This window comes from Brevibacterium sp. K11IcPPYGO002 (assembly GCF_050920635.1).
Lineage (GTDB): Bacteria > Actinomycetota > Actinomycetes > Actinomycetales > Brevibacteriaceae > Brevibacterium.
The window spans coordinates 2,532,221-2,548,089 of the sequence record NZ_CP131929.1; the positions used below are offsets into that span (position 1 = coordinate 2,532,221).

Here is a 15,869-nt window from a genome sequence, read left to right on the forward strand (position 1 = left end):
GAGGTGGAATCCGCCTCGGCGGCACTCCCCCGCTAGACTCCAGTCATGAAGCCACTGACAACGATCCTGTCATTGCCCGTTGCCGACCCACAGGCCACCGCGAACTTCTACGCCGATGGGCTCGGCCTCGAAACCGACGGAGTGGAGGACGGTATCGTCGCCTTCGAGCTGCCGAACCTCTCCATCTTCTTCATCACCGCCGACGAATACGGTCAGTACCTCGAGCTCTCAGGTCAGCCCGGTTCGAAGAATCCGGTTCCCGGCGCCAGCATCATCTCGTGTGCATTCGCCACGCGTGCTGAGATCGACGAGGTACTCGACCGTGCTGTCGCCGCCGGTGGATCAGCCGATCCTGGTCAAGATGTCGATGGCTCGTACATGGGGTACTTCGCTGACCTCGACGGCTACATCTGGGAACTCGTCGCCAACGAGCAGACCGCCAAGGCCGCCGGAACCAAATAGCCCCTCACATCCGCTGGTTGCGGGCACTCTCGTAAATGCACACACCGGCAGCGGTGCCGAGGTTGAGGCTTTCGGCCGAGCCGTAGATCGGAACAGCCACGGACGAATCGCACAGCTCCAGTTCCTCTGCGCTCATCCCCCACGCTTCATTGCCGAAGACCCAGGCGGTCCGTGCGGTGAGATCCAGGCCTGTATCCCACGGGTGGTGAAGATCGTGGGCTTCGTCGTTGGCGTCGGCGGCGAGCACCTGCAGGCCGCGGGCACGGGCCAGTTCGGTGACCTCGGACAGGCCGACTCCGGTGACGACGGGAATGTGGAAGAGCGAGCCGGCAGTCGAGCGCACGACCTTGTCGTTGTAGACATCCACCGACGATGACGTCAGCACCACGGCATCGGCTCCCGCGGCATCGGCCAGTCGGATGATCGTACCGGCATTGCCCGGATCACGCACCTGCGACAGGACGACGACAAGCTGAGCTTCCTTGTCGAGCACCGAGGTCAGCTCCACGTCCAGGGTCTTGCACACGGCCACGACACCTTGGGAGTTCACGGTCGATGCGAGCTCGGTGAGTACCTCGGGGGTGACGATGCTGCACTGCATGCGGCCGTGCTTCGCCGCGGAGACGAACGAGGGATGCTCCGCGGCGGCCTCCTCGGTGATGAAGAGCTCAACGACAGAGCCCTTGCGCGCCAGTGCCTCCCGCACGGCCTGCGGACCCTCGACGAGGAACTGCCCCGTGGCCTTGCGGTCGCGACGCTTGAGCAGCTTCGCGGCGTTCTTGATCCGCTTCGACTGAGGCGAGGAGATGACGTCAGGGAGTTTCATGAAACCGTGTTCTCGATCCGTTGAGTGCTGAAGTGGAAGAAGTGGTGGCTGAGGAGACAGGAGCCGATCTGGGGACCAGGCGGGCCCCGACAGAACGACCGACGGCCCCGAACCTGCAGTTCGGGGCCGTCGTCGATCACCGAGGCGATCGGTCAGTCACTGTGTGACCGGAGTCTTGAGTCGACGCTGCTCAGGCGGCGTCGGTCTTCGCTGCGTTGACGTCAGCAGGAAGAGCATCCTTGGCGACCTTGACCAGGTGCGCGAAGGTGGCCGAGTCGTTCACGGCGAGCTCGGCGAGCATGCGACGGTCGACCTCGACTCCAGCGGCCTTGAGGCCCTGGATGAAACGGTTGTAGGTCATGCCGTTGGCGCGGGCGCCGGCGTTGATGCGCTGGATCCAGAGACGACGGAAGTCGCCCTTGCGCTTGCGACGGTCACGGTAGCTGTAGACCAGCGAGTGGATGACCTGTTCTTTGGCTTTGCGGTACAGGCGCGAGCGCTGTCCGCGGTAGCCGCTTGCCCGGTCGAGGATGACCCGGCGCTTCTTGTGAGCGTTGACCGCTCTCTTCACACGTGCCACGTGTTACTCCTTTGAAAAGTTCGTATCTGCCGGCGGTGCCGGACTCTGGTTCAAGCTGAGACAGCCGATGTCGACTGCCCGTGGGAGTTCCCGGCTGCTGCCGGAAAGCGAAGACCCGAAAGGGGTCTCACCTGCCCTTGAGCTTGCCCAGAAGCTTGCGGGCCTTGGCGCGGTCGCCACCGGTGATGACCTGGTCGGTGGACACGCGGCGCTTACGAGCCGAGGTCTTGCCCTCGAACTTGTGCTGGTTGTTCACGCCTTCACGCATGATCTTGCCACTGCCAGTCACGCGCATGCGCTTCTTGGCGCTGCTGTTCGTCTTCTGCTTCGGCATAGTGCCGTTCTCCTTTGCAATTCGTTGCCGACGTCGACCGCCTGCAACTACTTCACACGCACAGTCCAGGACGGGCCTGGAACGCGACGTACTTAATTTCTCACGCGTCCGGGCGAGCTGAGTTCTTCTCGGCAGCGACCCGATCGCGACGGGACTTCACCTCAGCGGACTTGCCCTTGGCACCAGCCGATGCCTTCCGGGCCTCCGCCTTGGCGTCAGACTTTGACTTGTGCGGGGCGATGACCATCACCATGTTGCGTCCGTCGACTCGCGGTGAGGACTCGACGGAGCCGAGGTCGGACACATCTTCGGCCAAGCGGTTGAGCAGCTTGATGCCCATCTCGGGGCGGGACTGCTCACGTCCGCGGAACATGATCATGACCTTGACCTTGTCGCCGCCTTCGAGGAAGCGGGTGACGTGGCCCTTCTTCGTCTCGTAATCGTGTTCGTCGATCTTGAGACGGAAGCGGATCTCCTTCAGCGCAGTGTTCGCCTGGTTCTTCCGAGCTTCTCTGGCCTTCTGGGCAGATTCATATTTGAATTTTCCGTAGTCCATGAGCTTGGCTACGGGTGGCTTCGCCTGTGGGGCTACCTCGACGAGGTCGAGACCTGCCTCAGCGGCGAGATCGAGTGCCTTGCGAATGGCAACGATACCGACCTGTTCACCATTGGGTCCGACCAACCGGACCTCGGGAACCCGAATCCGGTCATTGATGCGCGTCTCGCTGATGTGTTCACTCCTTTTTGCTCAAATGTGGTCGTGGCAACGAAAAAGGCTCCCGTTGACACATGCCAAGGGAGCCTGCACACACGAGCAGTACGGTAGACGTACGTTCAGTGAATACACCTCGATCTGCACCCATTCGGACAATGCCCGAAGGATAGATCTTTGGACCCGATCGCTCTTCGCGATCAAGGTGGGAGACAGACTCCGCTTCGCACCAGCTACCAGTGTACTACGCTTCATGACTCTTCGCACATCGAGGCCCTGGTGTGATCGCCGCGTTGATTTATATGTCAAGCTTATGGCATGAGTTCTGAAGAATCTGTTCCCGCCGAGGCGATCGCCGACGTTACGCGCGACATCGCCGAGGTCCCCGCTGTCGAGGTCATCACGTCCAGTGCCGTCCACCTCATGTCCGCCGCCGCCGTCAAGTGCGGCCTGGCCGAGGACACCGCCGAAGGTCACGGCGCCGACCTCCAGGACCTCGATGAGGCCCGCAAGCTGATCACCGCGTTGGCCGGCTTCGTCACCGGTGCCGCCACCGTGATCGGCGACCACCACGCCCGCCCGCTGCGCGATGGGCTGCGCAGCCTGCAGCTGGCCTTCCGCGAGGCCTCGGAGATTCCCGACGCCCCCGGCGAAGGTCCCGGAGAGAAGTTCACCGGCCCCGTCCGCTGACACATCCATCACCGAGGCGGCCCCCGACCATTCGTCGGGGGCCGCCTTCGTCTATGGTCCAGCCGTTCGCCGGGGAGGATGGCCCACCGGGTCCGCCGAACCCCCGGCACAGCGCCTCGGCTGAGAGGTGGCTCCGAAGGCGAAGCATTGGTGACGGATCAGGAATCCTCACCTGCTCGCTCCGCCTGCGCCTTGATGCCGCGGAGGCGACGATCCCAGCCGTGGGCGACGATACCGAGCAGATCGGATACTTCGCGGATCTGCGACGGGCTCACCGAGTGTACGCGGCGGGCTGATCGGGTCGCCGAACTCACGATTCCTCCGCTCTCGAGAATCCGCAGCTGCTTGGCCACGGCCTGTCGGCTCAGTCCGAGATCACGTGCCACGGCGCCGGCGTCATCGGGCGACTGGGACAGCCGAACCAGGATGCGGCGTCTCGTGTGGTCGGCCAGCGCCTTGAAGACGAGATCCGCCTCGTCCGACAGCAATCTGTGCTGAACGGAATCGTCTGCAGAACTCATCTCGCCGACACGGCGAGTCCCCTCGCCACCGCGAGCTCTTCGACCCAGCCTTCGGCATTCTCCTCAAATCGCCGGCGCCGCTCGGCGGCATCGTCGCTGAGCCGGGCGAACCCACTCTCGCGGACGGTGAGCAGGACGCCCTGGCCCTCTGGCTCGATGGTGAAAACGATCGTGGTGCTGGGAAAGTCGTCCAACGATCCGGGCGTCCCGCCGAGCCAGCGGAAGACGGCACGACGAGGCGGGTCGAGCTCCTCCGTGCCGATGGCGAATTCGCCGACGTTCGGGTCAACCACCCGAGAGACACCGCCCTCAGAACTGATGTCATGCTCGGTGTAGCTGCCGTCATTGATGAACCAGCCGGGTTCGCTGATGATGTCCCACACAGTTCGCGCGTCGGCGTCGATGTGGATGCTGCGGACGATCTCGTCAGGCACATCATCCGCAGTGATGGGTACGTCGTCCTCGGTCACGATGGTTCCTCTCGTCGGTGAGATCGGCGCTGGGCCCCGTTGGCGACGACTCTATCTCGCACCCCGCCAAAGTGCAACCATTCAGTTGCACCCTCATTCATCGATCGGCCGCCGATTCCCACCCCGCCCCGCGGTTCATTCACCGAGGCTGCCGATGACTCCGCGCATGAGTTCACCTTCGATTTCGTCGAACCCCGGACCGAATTGGCCGAACCGAAGACCGTTGATCAGACCGATGACAGCGACCCAGATGGTCACTGTTCTCAAGATGGTCCCGTCGGAGTGATCGAGGCCGAGCTCCTCGAGGCCGTCACGAAGCGGCTTCAGCATGTCAGGATTCGACCCAGACGGCCCTCCTCGGCGCCGCTGCGCCGGGTCCGAGGCGGAGGCAGCACACCCGGTCTCTGCCACCAGCTGCGCGAGCGCGACCATGATGCGCGTCCCCGGCACCACGGTCTCCTCTCGCGGAGCCTTGTAGTCAGCGATCGGGGTGCCGTAGATGAGCGCCCACCGATTCGGATGGTTCCTCGACCAGTCGAGCATGGTCAGCGCAAGGGTCTCAACACTTCGACGACCCGCCAACGCTTCATCGACGGCATCGGCGATCTGCGTGAAGGCATCGCGGATGAGGATCGTCAGCAGCTCATCACGGCTCTTCACATAGCGGTAGACCGCGCTGGAGACGACCCCGAGCTCTCGCGCGATCGCCCGCAGCGACAGCCCGTCGACTCCGTCGTCGTCGACCATCCGGTTGCCGATCGCGGTGATCTGGGCTTCCGTCTCGATTCGGGCTCGCTGTCGTGGAGTCGTCTCTGTCATGACTTCACCCTACGATCCGAGAGCAAAGTTAACAATAGTGAGCACTGCTCTTGCATTGTCGATGCGTGCGGCCTACGCTGAATTCCGAGAGCACCGCTCTCGTTTACCGCTTGGAGAGATCGAGAAGGGATCCGTCATGAAAACAGCACTCGTCATCGGCAATGGTCAGATCGGTTCGGAGATCGCGGCGCAGCTCATCGCGTCAGGCACAGATGTCCGCATCGCCACCCGCTCAGGCGGCGGTCCATCCAGCACCTCGGCCGGAGCGACCAACACCACTGCCCTATCGGAAACGTCCTCAACGGCTGGCACGACGACGGTGATCACTCCGACCCATCTCAAGGCCGATGCGAGTGATCGCGCCCAGCTGGCCGAGGCCGCTGCCGGAGTCGATGCGATCTTCGCCTGTGCCCACGCCGCGTACGACAGCCGCAAATGGGAGCAGGTACTCCCCCGCCTCGATGCGGCGGTCCTTGACACTGCGGCCGAACTCGACATTCCTGTGGTCTTCCCGGAGTCGGTCTATGCCTTCGCCGGCCTCGACTCCCCAATCACCGAAGACTCCCCTTTCGCCCCGGTCGACGACAAGGGACGGATTCGGCAGCGGTTGATCGAAGCACGGGAAACCCATCCGGCGACCTGTGCAAGCGTCATCGCCGGGGACCTGCTCGGCAGAACTGCAGAGAAGTGGTCGTCAGTGGTGCGCATGTGCATCACGGACCCGATCGGTCAGGGTCGACGGGTCTATGTGCCGGCACGCACGGACGTGCCGCATGGCATCACCGTCATCGCCGACCACGCGGCCGCCATGATCCAAGCGGCAGAGGATCTGAAGGACGTCCCCGCGGGGACGCATCAGCTGCGGATCGCCCCGGCGTCGAACCCGACTCTGGCCGAGATCGCCGATTTCACCGCGGATGCCCTCGGGCAGAAGCACAAGCGCCCGACCACGGTGCCGCGCTGGGCGACCCGTGCGGCAGGAGTGATCGAACGCTCCTTCTACGAGCTCAACGCTCTGGCCCCGATCTGGTACGAACCCTGTGTCATCTCCTCCAGCGAGTTGGCAGAGAAGGTCGGCACGACCGACTGGCGGGAGGGCGTGCGGCAGATGCTCGACGCGGAAACGTCTGAGACTCCTGCACGGCAGCCTCGGTGAGCGAACGAGGCCTCACAGCCGGATCCCGTTGCCCGGACCCAGCGGCAGGTCGAAGACAAACCAGATCGTCAGCAGCACGGCCCAGGCCAGCCAGAACGGGATGACGAACGGGAACATCCGTGAGATCACCGTGCCCAGTCCGGCATTGGGTTCGTAGCGGCGGACGAGGCCGAGGAGGACGATCATGTACGGGTTGAGCGGGGTGATGACCTGGGTGGCCGAGTCGCCGACGCGGAATCCGGCCTGGATGAACGCCGGTTCGTAGCCGAGCAGGGCGAAGAGCGGGACGAACACCGCGGCCATGAGCGTCCACATCGACGACCCGGAGACGATGAACAGGTTGAGCACACTGGCCAGGAGCATGAACCCGATGACTGCCGCGAGCCCGGTCAGGCCGATCGCCTCGAGCCCCGAGGCTCCGGCGACGGCGATCCACGAACCGATCCCCGTCCAATTGAACAGGGCGATGAACTGGCCGAGGATGAACGCGAGGATGAGGAAGGACATCATGTCGATGATCGACTGGCTCATCATCCTCACCAGGTCGTTCATCGACCGCACGGTGCGCACGACGAACCCGTAGACGACGCCCATGAGCATGAAGTAGGCGAAGACGATGAAGACGATCGACGACAGCAGCGGTGACTTCGGCAGAAAGCCGCCGTCCTCATTGCGCCATGGCGAGGCCGGGAGGAGGAACGCGACGAGGAAGACCGCGGTGAGGACGAGCGCCGCGACGACCGCCCAGATCAGCCCCCTCTTCTCCTCCGGCTCGAGTTCCGCTTTGATCTCGGTGGTCTCGGACTCATGGGAATCGCCCGAGGACTGATCCTCTGATGTCGCCGAGGTGTCCCCGTAGGGGCTGTCGGGCGCCCGGTATTCCCGCGCCAAGCCGCTCCCCGAGGCGCTCGCATACTCACGCGGCACGCCCTTGCGCACCATGTTCGGTTCGATGAGCCGGTCGATGATGAAGCCGGCGATGATTGCCAGCACGATCGACGAGGCGATGTTGAAGTAGTAGTTCGACACCGGGTTGACCGCGGTGTAGTCGGTGTTCGGCAGCGTATCCATCACCGAGGTGGTGATGCCCGCGAACAGTGCGTCGAGGCTGGTGGGCACGATCGACGTCGAATAGCCGGCTCCGGTGGCGGCGAACCCGCCGATGAGGCCGGCCATCGGGTGCCGTCCCGCGGCCTTGAACACGAGCGCGGCGAGGGGCGGGATGATGACGAACGCGGAATCGGCCATGATCGAGCCGACGACGCCGACGAAACCGACGACATAGGGCAGCAGCCACTTCGGGCTCTTGCCGAACGCGATGCGCACGGCGGCGGCCAGCATCCCCGACTTCTCGGCGACGCCGACGGCCAGAAGGATCGGCAGCACCGTCGCCAGCGGCGGGAACCCGATGTAGTTGTCCCCCATCGTCGTCGTCAGCCATGCCAGACCCTCACCGGTGAACAGACCCTTGATCGCCACGGTGTCCTCGGTGCCGGGGATGGACACCGAGACTCCGGCCAGGGCCATGGCGGTGGAGACGAGCCCGGTGAGGATGAACAGCCCGAGGAACAGAGTGAACGGTTCGGGCAGCTTGTTGCCGATGCGTTCGATCCAGTCGAGCGTTCTCTGGCCGAAGCCGACTCTGCCGTTTGTCGTCGTTGACATGATCAGTCCTTCTTCTCGTTGGAAAGGCCTCGGTGGGGTGCTGCGCGCGGTGACGCGGCGAGTTCAGTCGAAGAAGTGCTCGACATCGATCGCTCCGCCCTCGCGGTCGAACTCTGCGGTCACCTCGGCGGCGAGGGCATCGTCGGCGAGGAAGTCCAGGGCGGTGCACGCAAGTCCGTACGCCCCGTCGAGTGCCGCGGATTCGGCGGCCGGGGTCCTCGCTGCCTCGGCGAATTCACGGGTGTGCAGGGCCACCTCGGCGTCGGCGGTCTTGATGAGCGGATGGATGCCGGGAATCCGATAGGACACGTTGCCGAAGTCCGTGGACGCGGCGATCGATTCGTCGAGGACGCCGGCGGGCAGCGGCTGGCGCCCGCGGGTCTGTTCGTGTTCGGACCAACGGGCGGTCAGCGCCTGGTTCGTGCGCACGGGCAGCGAGGGCGGGTGGTCGTCCCAGTCGACCGTGACGCCGGTTCCGGTCATGAGTGCGGCACCTTTCGCCGCGTCCTCGACCCGGTCGGAGAGCTCTTTGAGCGTCTCGGGGAACTTCGAGCGGACGTAGCACTGCACGGTCGCGGATTCGGTGATGATCGACGGTCTCGTTCCGCCGTCGGTGATGACCGCGTGCAGGCGGGAGATCGGCGGCATCTGCTGCCGCAGCAGACCGAGTCCCTGGTAGAACAGGTTCGCCGCGTCGAGGGCGTTGCGCCCCATGAAGGGCTGCGCCGAGGCGTGAGCGGCGACTCCTGAGTACGTGACCTTGAGCAGGCGACGTCCCAGCCACACCTGGTCGGCGCAGTCGTACCCGTAGCCGTGGACCATGATGGCCGCGTCGATGCCGTCGAAGGCACCGGCCCGGGCCATGACCTCCTTGCCCGAATGCCCCTCCTCGGCCGGGGTGCCCAGCAGCACGACGGTGCCCGGCACGGCTGCAGGGTCTTTCTCGTACAGGGCGTGGAGGGCGAGGAAGGCACCGACTCCGGCAGTGGCGATGATGTTGTGCCCGCAGGCGTGCCCGATCTCGGGCAGGGCGTCGTATTCGGCGAGGATCGCGATCGTGCGCCCGTTACCCGAACCGGTGGTGGCGCGCAGGGTCGTCGTCACACCGTAGAGGCCGGTCTCGACGTCGACTCCGTGATTGCCCAGCACCGAGGCGATCGCGGCGACCGAATCGAATTCTTCGAAGGCGGTCTCGGCGAGGCCGTGGATGGTGTGGAGCAGGTCCGTGAGGTCGCCCTCGGCTGCGTTGAGGCCCTCGGCGATGCCGGACCGGCTCGTCTCCGGGGCGCCGGTGAAGTCCGAGGTCCACTCGGCGGCCTGCTCGGCCCGAGCCCGGGTCTGCCTGGACATCTCGTCGAGGTAGCTGTCGTCCGGCGCGGTCGAGTGGCTGAGGTCACGGATTTCGCTCATGGGTCATAAGCATAGGTGCCCTGCCGATCTGACACGCCCGAAACAGTCAGACTTCGACGAGGCGGATGGCCAGGGAATCGATCTTCGCGACGAGGTCCTCGTCACCGGCGACGGCCTCCTGGAACCGGCGCACTTCAACTGGGGCGACCTCGGACTCGACGCCGAGCGTGATGCCGAGCTCCGGCCCACCGAGGTGAACGCTGTTGCTGCCGGGGCTCACACCGATCCTGACCAGCCAGGGGAAGGACTCGGCGATGGCACGCAGACGCTCGGCCACCTCGGCGTCGGCCCAGGACGGAGTCCAGGGCTGGGACTGCACGAACGCGAACATCGCCGGACGGCGCAGCAGGAATGAGGACTCGGCCCCGGGGTCGAGGACGACGAGCTGGGATTCGGCCTCGATCGCCCCGAGGACGAGCCGTTCGGATTCGATCGGCACGGGACGGGCGTCCGAATGCCAGGCCGTCAGAGGTGGGATTCCGGAGAATCCCGGGGTGCACTCGCGTCCGTCCTCGGCCTGCAGACGGACCATCGCCATCTCCGAGGAATTGTCGGCCATCAGCCCGTTCTCCCCGATCTCCTGGTCGAGAGCCATCGGCACGATCGGGGCGTAGAGCCTGGCCCCGGCCAGAGCCCGGACGACCTGCTGGTGTGCGGCGGGATCCAGGGGCGCCTGAGCGACCTGGGTCAGGGCCTCCAGCAGGGCCGCATCCGCCAGCCCGGTGTCACCGGAGAACGGGTTGGGTTTGAGGTCCCGGCCCGCCCACGCCTGACCGGCGGAATCCGTCGGGGCGTGGGCGTCGCCTGCCTGGTCGGCAGATGCGGCGGACCGGGGCTCGTGCGGCTCGGGCGAGTGGCCCGGCTCGTCCGGCCGGCGCGGCTCGTGCGAGTGCGTGCTCACCGGCTCACCGTCCTGCGACGTCGAGGGCTTCTTCCAGGGTGAACTTGCCGGCGTAGAGTGCCTTGCCCACGATCGCGGAGTCGACGCCGAAGGGCACGAGTTCGCGGAGGGCACGCAGGTCATCGAGGCTCGAGACTCCGCCGGAGGCGACGATCGGAGAGTCCGTCTTCTGCGCCAGGTCCTTGAGCAGGTCGACGTTGGGACCCTGCAGGGTGCCGTCCTTGCGCACATCGGTGACGACGTAGCGGGAGCAGCCGGCGGCTTCGAGGGTGTTCAGGACTTCGTAGAGGTCTCCGCCTTTCTTCGTCCAGCCGCGGGCGGCCAGGGTGGTTCCGCGCACGTCGAGGCCGATGGCGACCTGATCGCCGAAGCGCGAGATCATCTCCGCGGTCCACTCGGGGTTCTCCAGGGCGGCAGTGCCGATGTTGACGCGCTCGGCTCCGGTGTCGAGTGCGCGTTCGAGGCTTTCGGTGTCACGGATTCCACCGGAGAGTTCGACCTTGATCCCCACAGCCTTGACGACCTGGTTGAGCAGATCCGAGTTCGATCCGCGTCCGAAGGCGGCGTCGAGGTCGACGAGGTGGATCCATTCGGCGCCACGGCTCTCGAAGTCCTGGGCGGCGTCGATGGGTGAGCCGTAGTCGGTTTCGGTTCCGGCTTCGCCCTGGACGAGGCGGACGGCCTTGCCGTCGGCGACGTCGACGGCGGGGAGGAGGACCAGCTTGTTCGAACTGTCTGTCATTGTGACCTTTCTGCCAGGGTGCCACGGGGTTTGAGGCAACCATAGTCGGTGTGCTCGGTCAGGAGCTGAGTGGGTCTGTGGGGTTGCTGCCGGAATCGCTGGTGCTGCCGGAACCACCACCGGTGCTGCTGTCGGCGGCGAACGAGGCGAGCCAGTTTCGCAGCAGCCTGGCGCCCGCCTCGGCGGATTTCTCGGGATGGAACTGTGCTGCCCAGGTGGTTCCGTCTTCGACAGCGGCGATGAAGTCGTTGCCGTGGCGGGCGGTCGTCACCGTCGCGTTCGCCGGGGGCTCGGTCGCGGCGTAGGAGTGGACGAAGTAGAAGCGTTCGTCTCCGATGCCGGCGAACATGGCCGAGTCTGCGGGAGCGTTGACCTTCGACCATCCCATATGCGGGATGACCGGAGCTTCGAGGCCGGTGACGGCACCGGGCCACAGACCGATGCCCTCGGTCCTGACTCCGTGTTCGACGCCGCGGGCGAAGAACACCTGGAGGCCGACGCAGATGCCGAGGAGCGGTCGCCCCTGTTCGTGGCGGTCCCGGATGAGGTCGACTCCCCCGACGTTCTCCAGTCCGGCCATGACTGCCGAAAACGCGCCGACGCCGGGGACCAGCAGTCCGTCGGAGTCGTTGATGACATCGTGATCGGCCGTGAGCGTGACCTCGGCACCGGCCGCGGCGACCGCACGCACGGCGGAGCGGACATTGCCGGCTCCGTAGTCGAGGACGGCGACCGTCGTCATCGCTTCGCCCCCTTGCTCAGCACCGACCAGATCCTCCATAGGGAGAACCCGAGGACGATGACGCCGAGCGCGGCGACGACCCAGGCGATGGTGTTCCCGCCCACTGCCAACGCAATGCCGAAGGCGGTGACGAGTCCGGCGAGGACGGCAGCGATGATCCACAGCAGCGCCGTGCGCGCCATGGCCGCCCGGCCCGGACTCATCGTGGCCGCACTGGCCTGCAGCTTCGTCATCGAATCGGTTCTGATGCTGCCTTCGACGTCGTCTGCGGCAACGGTTTCGAGCAGCAGCCCTTCGAGGACATCGGGGAGGTTCTTCAGTGCCAGTCCGGCCGGCACATCGGATTCTCGGGCGCCGTGGCGGAAGTGGCCGGCGTCGATCTGCTCTTCGCTGCGCACGAGGAGGAGGACCTCATGTTTGCCGGCGAGCTTCGAGATCGCGGCGGCCGCCTCGTTGCCGGCTTTGACATCGGTGTCGGCGAGGACGATGCCGCTGAACTCGCCGATCGGCACGATGGTGCCGGAGATGTTCGACAGCACGCAGGCGGCGGCCAGCTGCTGGGCGACCCCGAATGGGGTCACGATGACGGTCGTGCTCACAGGACTCCCTTGGTGCTGGGAACGGAGTTGCTCCGTGGGTCGGTCTCGACGGCCTGCCGCAGCGCGCGGGCGAAGGCCTTGAATTCGGCTTCGACGATGTGGTGCGGGTCGCGGCCGCGAACCAGGTCGAGGTGGACGGTCAGTCCGCCGTTGAAGGCGATGGATTCCAGTGAGTGGGAGGTCATCGAACCGGTGAAGTGACCGCCGATGAGGTGGTACTGCTGGCCTTCGGGTTCACCTTCGTGGACGAAGTAGGGTCGACCGGAGACGTCGACGACGCACTGGGCCAGTGCTTCGTCCAGCGGTACGGCGGCGAAGCCGTAGCGGCGGATGCCGACCTTGTCGCCGAGTGCTTCGCGAATGGTCTGGCCGAGGACGATCGAGGTGTCCTCGACGGTGTGGTGGACGTCGATGTGCGTATCGCCGGTGGCGGTGATGTCGAGGTCGATCATCGAGTGCTTCGACAGGGCGGTGAGCATATGGTCGAAGAACGGCACGGAAGTCGAGATGTTCGAGGTGCCGGTGCCGTCGAGGTTGACGGACACGGACACCGTTGACTCGGAGGTGGTGCGTGAGTTCTGGGCCTGCCTCATGGAGTGCCTTTCGTCGGGGCGGCTGATGACGGGGTCGGAGACTGCGGACGGTCCGCGAGGAGGTCAGGGTCGTCGGCGAGGATCTCGTCGATGGCGGTCAGAAACGCTTCGGTCTCGTCCTCGGTGCCGGCGTTGACGCGGGCGTGGCCGGTGATGCCGATATCGCGGATGAGGATTCCGCGGTCGAGGAGCTTCTGCCACAGCTCGGCCGGTGAGGCGATGTTGCCGAAGAGGACGAAGTTCGAATCGCTGTCGTGGACGGTGAAGCCCGCCTCGGCGAGGTGGCTCGACATGCGGTTGCGCGAGTCGATGAGTCGGTCGACGTTGCCCAGCAGCAGCTCCGCGTGTTCGAGTGCCGTGCAGGCGAGCACCTGAGTGACCTCGGACAGGTGGTACGGCAGGCGGACGAGGCGGAGGACATCGATGAGCTCGGGGGCGGCGATGGCGTAGCCCAAACGCAGTCCGGCACAGGCGAAGGCCTTGCTCATGGTGCGGGAGACGACGAGGCGGGGCCGGCCGTCAAGCAGAGTCATCGCCGAGGACTTGGCGGGGCGGGAGAATTCCGCGTACGCCTCATCGACGATGACTATCCCTGCGCAATTGTCGTAGGCGGCTTCGATGACGTCGAGGCCGATCGAGGTGCCGGTCGGATTGTTCGGAGTGCACAGGAAGACGATGTCCGGATTCGCCCGCGCCACCTCGGCGGCGACCGTCTCGGCATCGAGAGTGAAATCGTCCTTGCGTTCGACGTGCTGCCATTCGGCACCCGTGCCCGTGGTGATGAGCGGGTGCATCGAATAGGAGGGGGTGAACCCGAGGACCGTGCGGCCCGGTCCACCGAAGGCCTGGACGATATGGCTGAGCACTTCATTCGAACCGTTGGCGGCCCAGATCATGGAGGGGTCGAGGTCGACGGTGTCCCCCGCACGTTCGTTCACACCGTCCAAATAGGTGACGAGATGTTCGCGCAGTGCGGTGAATTCGCGATCGGGATAACGGTTGAGTCCCGCGAAATGGTCGTCGATGGCGGAACGCATGCTGTCGATAACGACGTCCGGCAGCGGATAGGCGTTCTCGTTGACGTTGAGCTGGACCGGCACATTGAGGTGCGGAGCCCCGTAGGGCTTTTGGCCGACGAGGTCGGAGCGCACTGGCAGAGATTCGATGTTTCCCACGGCGACCATTCTACCGAGAGGCCCCCGCCGCCCGGGCGGCGGGTCGGGCATCGAGGTGCGCCGGTCGGCTCACCCAATCGGACGGGTCGGCCCGTGGCCGGCGCCCTGCCGGCCGAGCCGGCCTCGACCTCAGCGGACGGGGACGTCGAGGGTCTGGCCGGGGTGAACGGTCGGGGTGTCCAGGTGGTTGATCTCGACGATGTCGGCCACGACATCACGGGTGTCGCGGTCGATGCCGAGACTCGTCGCCACGGTCCACAGCGATTCGCCTTCACCGACGACGACCGCCTCGGCGTCGATGCCGATGCTCTCCGTCTCCGATTCGGCGACGGCAGCGGCCGAGAACGACTGGGTGGCGAGGAGGACCGCTCCGCCGATGACGACGAGAGCGACGAGCAGGGTCCGGAGAAGGCGCACAGCCTGGCGTCCACGAGTGGTCAGGCGCAGCTCGGTGTTCTGTGCAGACATCGCATTACCTCTTTCATTCGTACGATTCCACCAGTAATCGGTAGAACGTCTGTTCTATTCAACATGCCAATCGAACAAATGTCCAGTCCAACTCGAACATCTATGCGACAATGAGAGGGAACCAGCGTTGTTGATTGATCTGTCAGAACCATCTCAGTCGGCACTGACACGAGAATCTTCGAAGCGGAGATCACGGCGTTCAGCGGCAGGGAATAGAACGAAGGGGAACGAGCAGTGGTTCAGAACAAACGAGGCAGAGGCAGGCCTCGCAACGAAGATGTTGCCACCGAGATCGCTGCCGCTCGCAGCGATGACGACGTGGTCCAGATCCCTGAGGGGTCATCCGGTGAGGGCGACTTCCGCCTCACTCCCCGCCAGCGTCTCGTCCTCGAGACCATCGAACGCGCCGTCGTGGCCAACGGCTACCCGCCGAGCATGCGCGAGATCGGCAAAGCCGCCGGACTGGCGTCCCTCTCCAGCGTCGCCCACCAGCTCTCCCAGCTCGAACGCCTCGGCTATGTCCGCCGCGACCCGAAGCGCCCGCGTGCCATCGAAGTGGTCAATCCGTTCGAAGAGGAAGAGGCCGAGCGCGCGAAGTACGAGGAGCTGGCCAACAACACCGTGCAGGTCCCGGTCGTCGGACGCATCGCCGCCGGCGGCCCGATCCTGGCCGAGCAGGAGGTCGACGATGTCTTCTCCCTGCCGACGCAGGTCGTCGGCTCCGGAGAGATGTTCCTGCTCAAGGTCGTCGGCGATTCGATGATCGAAGCCGCCATCTGCCACGACGACTGGGTGGTCGTGCGCAAGCAGCACACCGCCGACAACGGTCAGATCGTTGCAGCCCTCCTCGACGGCGAGGCCACGGTGAAGACGCTCAAGCGCAAGGCCGGTCAGCAGTGGCTGATGCCGCAGAACGAGAACTACGAACCCATCGACGGCACCTACGCACAGATCATGGGCCTCGTCGTCGCCGTCATCCGCCGCCTCTGATCCTCCGCCCCGCC

At 65.3% G+C, this 15,869-nt stretch carries 20 protein-coding genes; 4 read left to right on the top strand and 16 right to left on the bottom strand.

All coding sequences use genetic code 11. From position 1 onward, the window contains the following. The first annotated feature begins 45 nt into the window (after positions 1-45). Positions 46-462 carry a VOC family protein gene (locus tag QYM46_RS11460; RefSeq protein ID WP_432789030.1) on the top strand — a complete coding sequence of 139 codons (417 nt, stop codon included), beginning with the start codon at positions 46-48 and terminating at the stop codon, positions 460-462. A 4-nt stretch (positions 463-466) separates the two neighbouring features. Here the strand turns inward: QYM46_RS11460 and QYM46_RS11465 are convergent, their stop codons facing one another. The 4 genes from QYM46_RS11465 to infC form a co-directional block, all read right to left on the bottom strand. After that, entirely contained in the window at positions 467-1,288 is an 822-nt protein-coding gene (locus QYM46_RS11465) for a TrmH family RNA methyltransferase (RefSeq protein WP_432789031.1), read from the bottom strand. Between the two features lie 190 nt (positions 1,289-1,478). Beyond that, positions 1,479-1,868, bottom strand: coding sequence for a 50S ribosomal protein L20 (gene rplT, locus QYM46_RS11470; protein WP_025779787.1), 390 nt, complete (start codon positions 1,866-1,868; stop codon positions 1,479-1,481). 127 nt (positions 1,869-1,995) lie between these two features. After that, the gene (rpmI, locus tag QYM46_RS11475; RefSeq protein ID WP_101553737.1) at positions 1,996-2,202 is read right to left on the bottom strand and encodes a 50S ribosomal protein L35; all 207 of its coding nucleotides are present in this window, start codon (positions 2,200-2,202) and stop codon (positions 1,996-1,998) included. A gap of 100 nt (positions 2,203-2,302) precedes the next feature. Further along, positions 2,303-2,884: a translation initiation factor IF-3 gene (gene infC, locus QYM46_RS11480; RefSeq protein WP_248278908.1), complete on the bottom strand. Its 582-nt coding sequence runs from the start codon at positions 2,882-2,884 to the stop codon at positions 2,303-2,305. A gap of 348 nt (positions 2,885-3,232) precedes the next feature. Here infC and QYM46_RS11485 point away from each other — a divergent pair, with 348 nt between their 5' ends. After that, complete coding sequence (locus tag QYM46_RS11485; RefSeq protein ID WP_025779781.1) at positions 3,233-3,604, top strand: DUF1844 domain-containing protein; 372 nt, start codon at positions 3,233-3,235, stop codon at positions 3,602-3,604. A 158-nt stretch (positions 3,605-3,762) separates the two neighbouring features. Here QYM46_RS11485 and QYM46_RS11490 read toward each other — a convergent pair whose 3' ends face one another. The 3 genes from QYM46_RS11490 to QYM46_RS11500 all read right to left on the bottom strand — a co-directional run bounded on the left by QYM46_RS11490 (position 3,763) and on the right by QYM46_RS11500 (position 5,414). Then, positions 3,763-4,125: an ArsR/SmtB family transcription factor gene (locus tag QYM46_RS11490; RefSeq protein WP_432789032.1), complete on the bottom strand. Its 363-nt coding sequence runs from the start codon at positions 4,123-4,125 to the stop codon at positions 3,763-3,765. Next, on the bottom strand, positions 4,122-4,595 hold the full coding sequence (locus QYM46_RS11495) for an SRPBCC domain-containing protein (protein ID WP_432789033.1): 474 nt from the start codon (positions 4,593-4,595) through the stop codon (positions 4,122-4,124). The genes QYM46_RS11490 and QYM46_RS11495 overlap by 4 nt, the downstream gene beginning before the upstream one ends. 135 nt (positions 4,596-4,730) lie before the next feature. Continuing rightward, on the bottom strand, positions 4,731-5,414 hold the full coding sequence (locus QYM46_RS11500) for a TetR/AcrR family transcriptional regulator (RefSeq protein ID WP_432789034.1): 684 nt from the start codon (positions 5,412-5,414) through the stop codon (positions 4,731-4,733). A gap of 136 nt (positions 5,415-5,550) precedes the next feature. On the opposite strand from QYM46_RS11500, the gene QYM46_RS11505 reads away from it, so the two are divergent. Beyond that, entirely contained in the window at positions 5,551-6,570 is a 1,020-nt protein-coding gene (locus QYM46_RS11505) for an NAD-dependent epimerase/dehydratase family protein (RefSeq protein WP_432789035.1), read from the top strand. Positions 6,571-6,582: 12 nt separating this feature from the next. On the opposite strand, the gene QYM46_RS11510 is transcribed toward QYM46_RS11505, so the two are convergent. The 9 genes from QYM46_RS11510 to QYM46_RS11550 all read right to left on the bottom strand — a co-directional run bounded on the left by QYM46_RS11510 (position 6,583) and on the right by QYM46_RS11550 (position 14,865). Next, the gene (locus tag QYM46_RS11510) at positions 6,583-8,235 is read right to left on the bottom strand and encodes an AbgT family transporter (protein ID WP_432789036.1); all 1,653 of its coding nucleotides are present in this window, start codon (positions 8,233-8,235) and stop codon (positions 6,583-6,585) included. A gap of 63 nt (positions 8,236-8,298) precedes the next feature. Then, positions 8,299-9,645, bottom strand: coding sequence for a M20 family metallopeptidase (locus QYM46_RS11515; RefSeq protein WP_432789037.1), 1,347 nt, complete (start codon positions 9,643-9,645; stop codon positions 8,299-8,301). A gap of 46 nt (positions 9,646-9,691) precedes the next feature. Next, a complete protein-coding gene (locus QYM46_RS11520) occupies positions 9,692-10,546 on the bottom strand; it encodes an SseB family protein (protein ID WP_432789038.1) in 855 nt (284 codons plus the stop codon). Between the two features lie 4 nt (positions 10,547-10,550). Then, positions 10,551-11,288: a bifunctional 1-(5-phosphoribosyl)-5-((5-phosphoribosylamino)methylideneamino)imidazole-4-carboxamide isomerase/phosphoribosylanthranilate isomerase PriA gene (priA, locus tag QYM46_RS11525; protein WP_432789039.1), complete on the bottom strand. Its 738-nt coding sequence runs from the start codon at positions 11,286-11,288 to the stop codon at positions 10,551-10,553. A 58-nt stretch (positions 11,289-11,346) separates the two neighbouring features. After that, positions 11,347-12,030 carry an imidazole glycerol phosphate synthase subunit HisH gene (gene hisH, locus QYM46_RS11530; protein WP_432789040.1) on the bottom strand — a complete coding sequence of 228 codons (684 nt, stop codon included), beginning with the start codon at positions 12,028-12,030 and terminating at the stop codon, positions 11,347-11,349. Then, positions 12,027-12,629, bottom strand: a complete 603-nt coding sequence (locus QYM46_RS11535) for a hypothetical protein (RefSeq protein WP_432789041.1) — start codon at positions 12,627-12,629, stop codon at positions 12,027-12,029. The genes hisH and QYM46_RS11535 overlap by 4 nt, the downstream gene beginning before the upstream one ends. After that, a complete protein-coding gene (hisB, locus tag QYM46_RS11540; protein WP_169252615.1) occupies positions 12,626-13,222 on the bottom strand; it encodes an imidazoleglycerol-phosphate dehydratase HisB in 597 nt (198 codons plus the stop codon). Before hisB ends, QYM46_RS11535 begins: the two co-directional genes overlap by 4 nt. Further along, positions 13,219-14,397: a histidinol-phosphate transaminase gene (locus tag QYM46_RS11545; RefSeq protein WP_432789042.1), complete on the bottom strand. Its 1,179-nt coding sequence runs from the start codon at positions 14,395-14,397 to the stop codon at positions 13,219-13,221. Before QYM46_RS11545 ends, hisB begins: the two co-directional genes overlap by 4 nt. A gap of 129 nt (positions 14,398-14,526) precedes the next feature. Then, positions 14,527-14,865 (bottom strand): LysM peptidoglycan-binding domain-containing protein, encoded by a 339-nt coding sequence (locus tag QYM46_RS11550; RefSeq protein WP_025779760.1) that lies wholly within the window; start codon positions 14,863-14,865, stop codon positions 14,527-14,529. A gap of 234 nt (positions 14,866-15,099) precedes the next feature. Here QYM46_RS11550 and lexA point away from each other — a divergent pair, with 234 nt between their 5' ends. Continuing rightward, on the top strand, positions 15,100-15,855 hold the full coding sequence (gene lexA / locus QYM46_RS11555) for a transcriptional repressor LexA (RefSeq protein WP_025779759.1): 756 nt from the start codon (positions 15,100-15,102) through the stop codon (positions 15,853-15,855). The last annotated feature ends 14 nt before the right edge of the window (positions 15,856-15,869 follow it).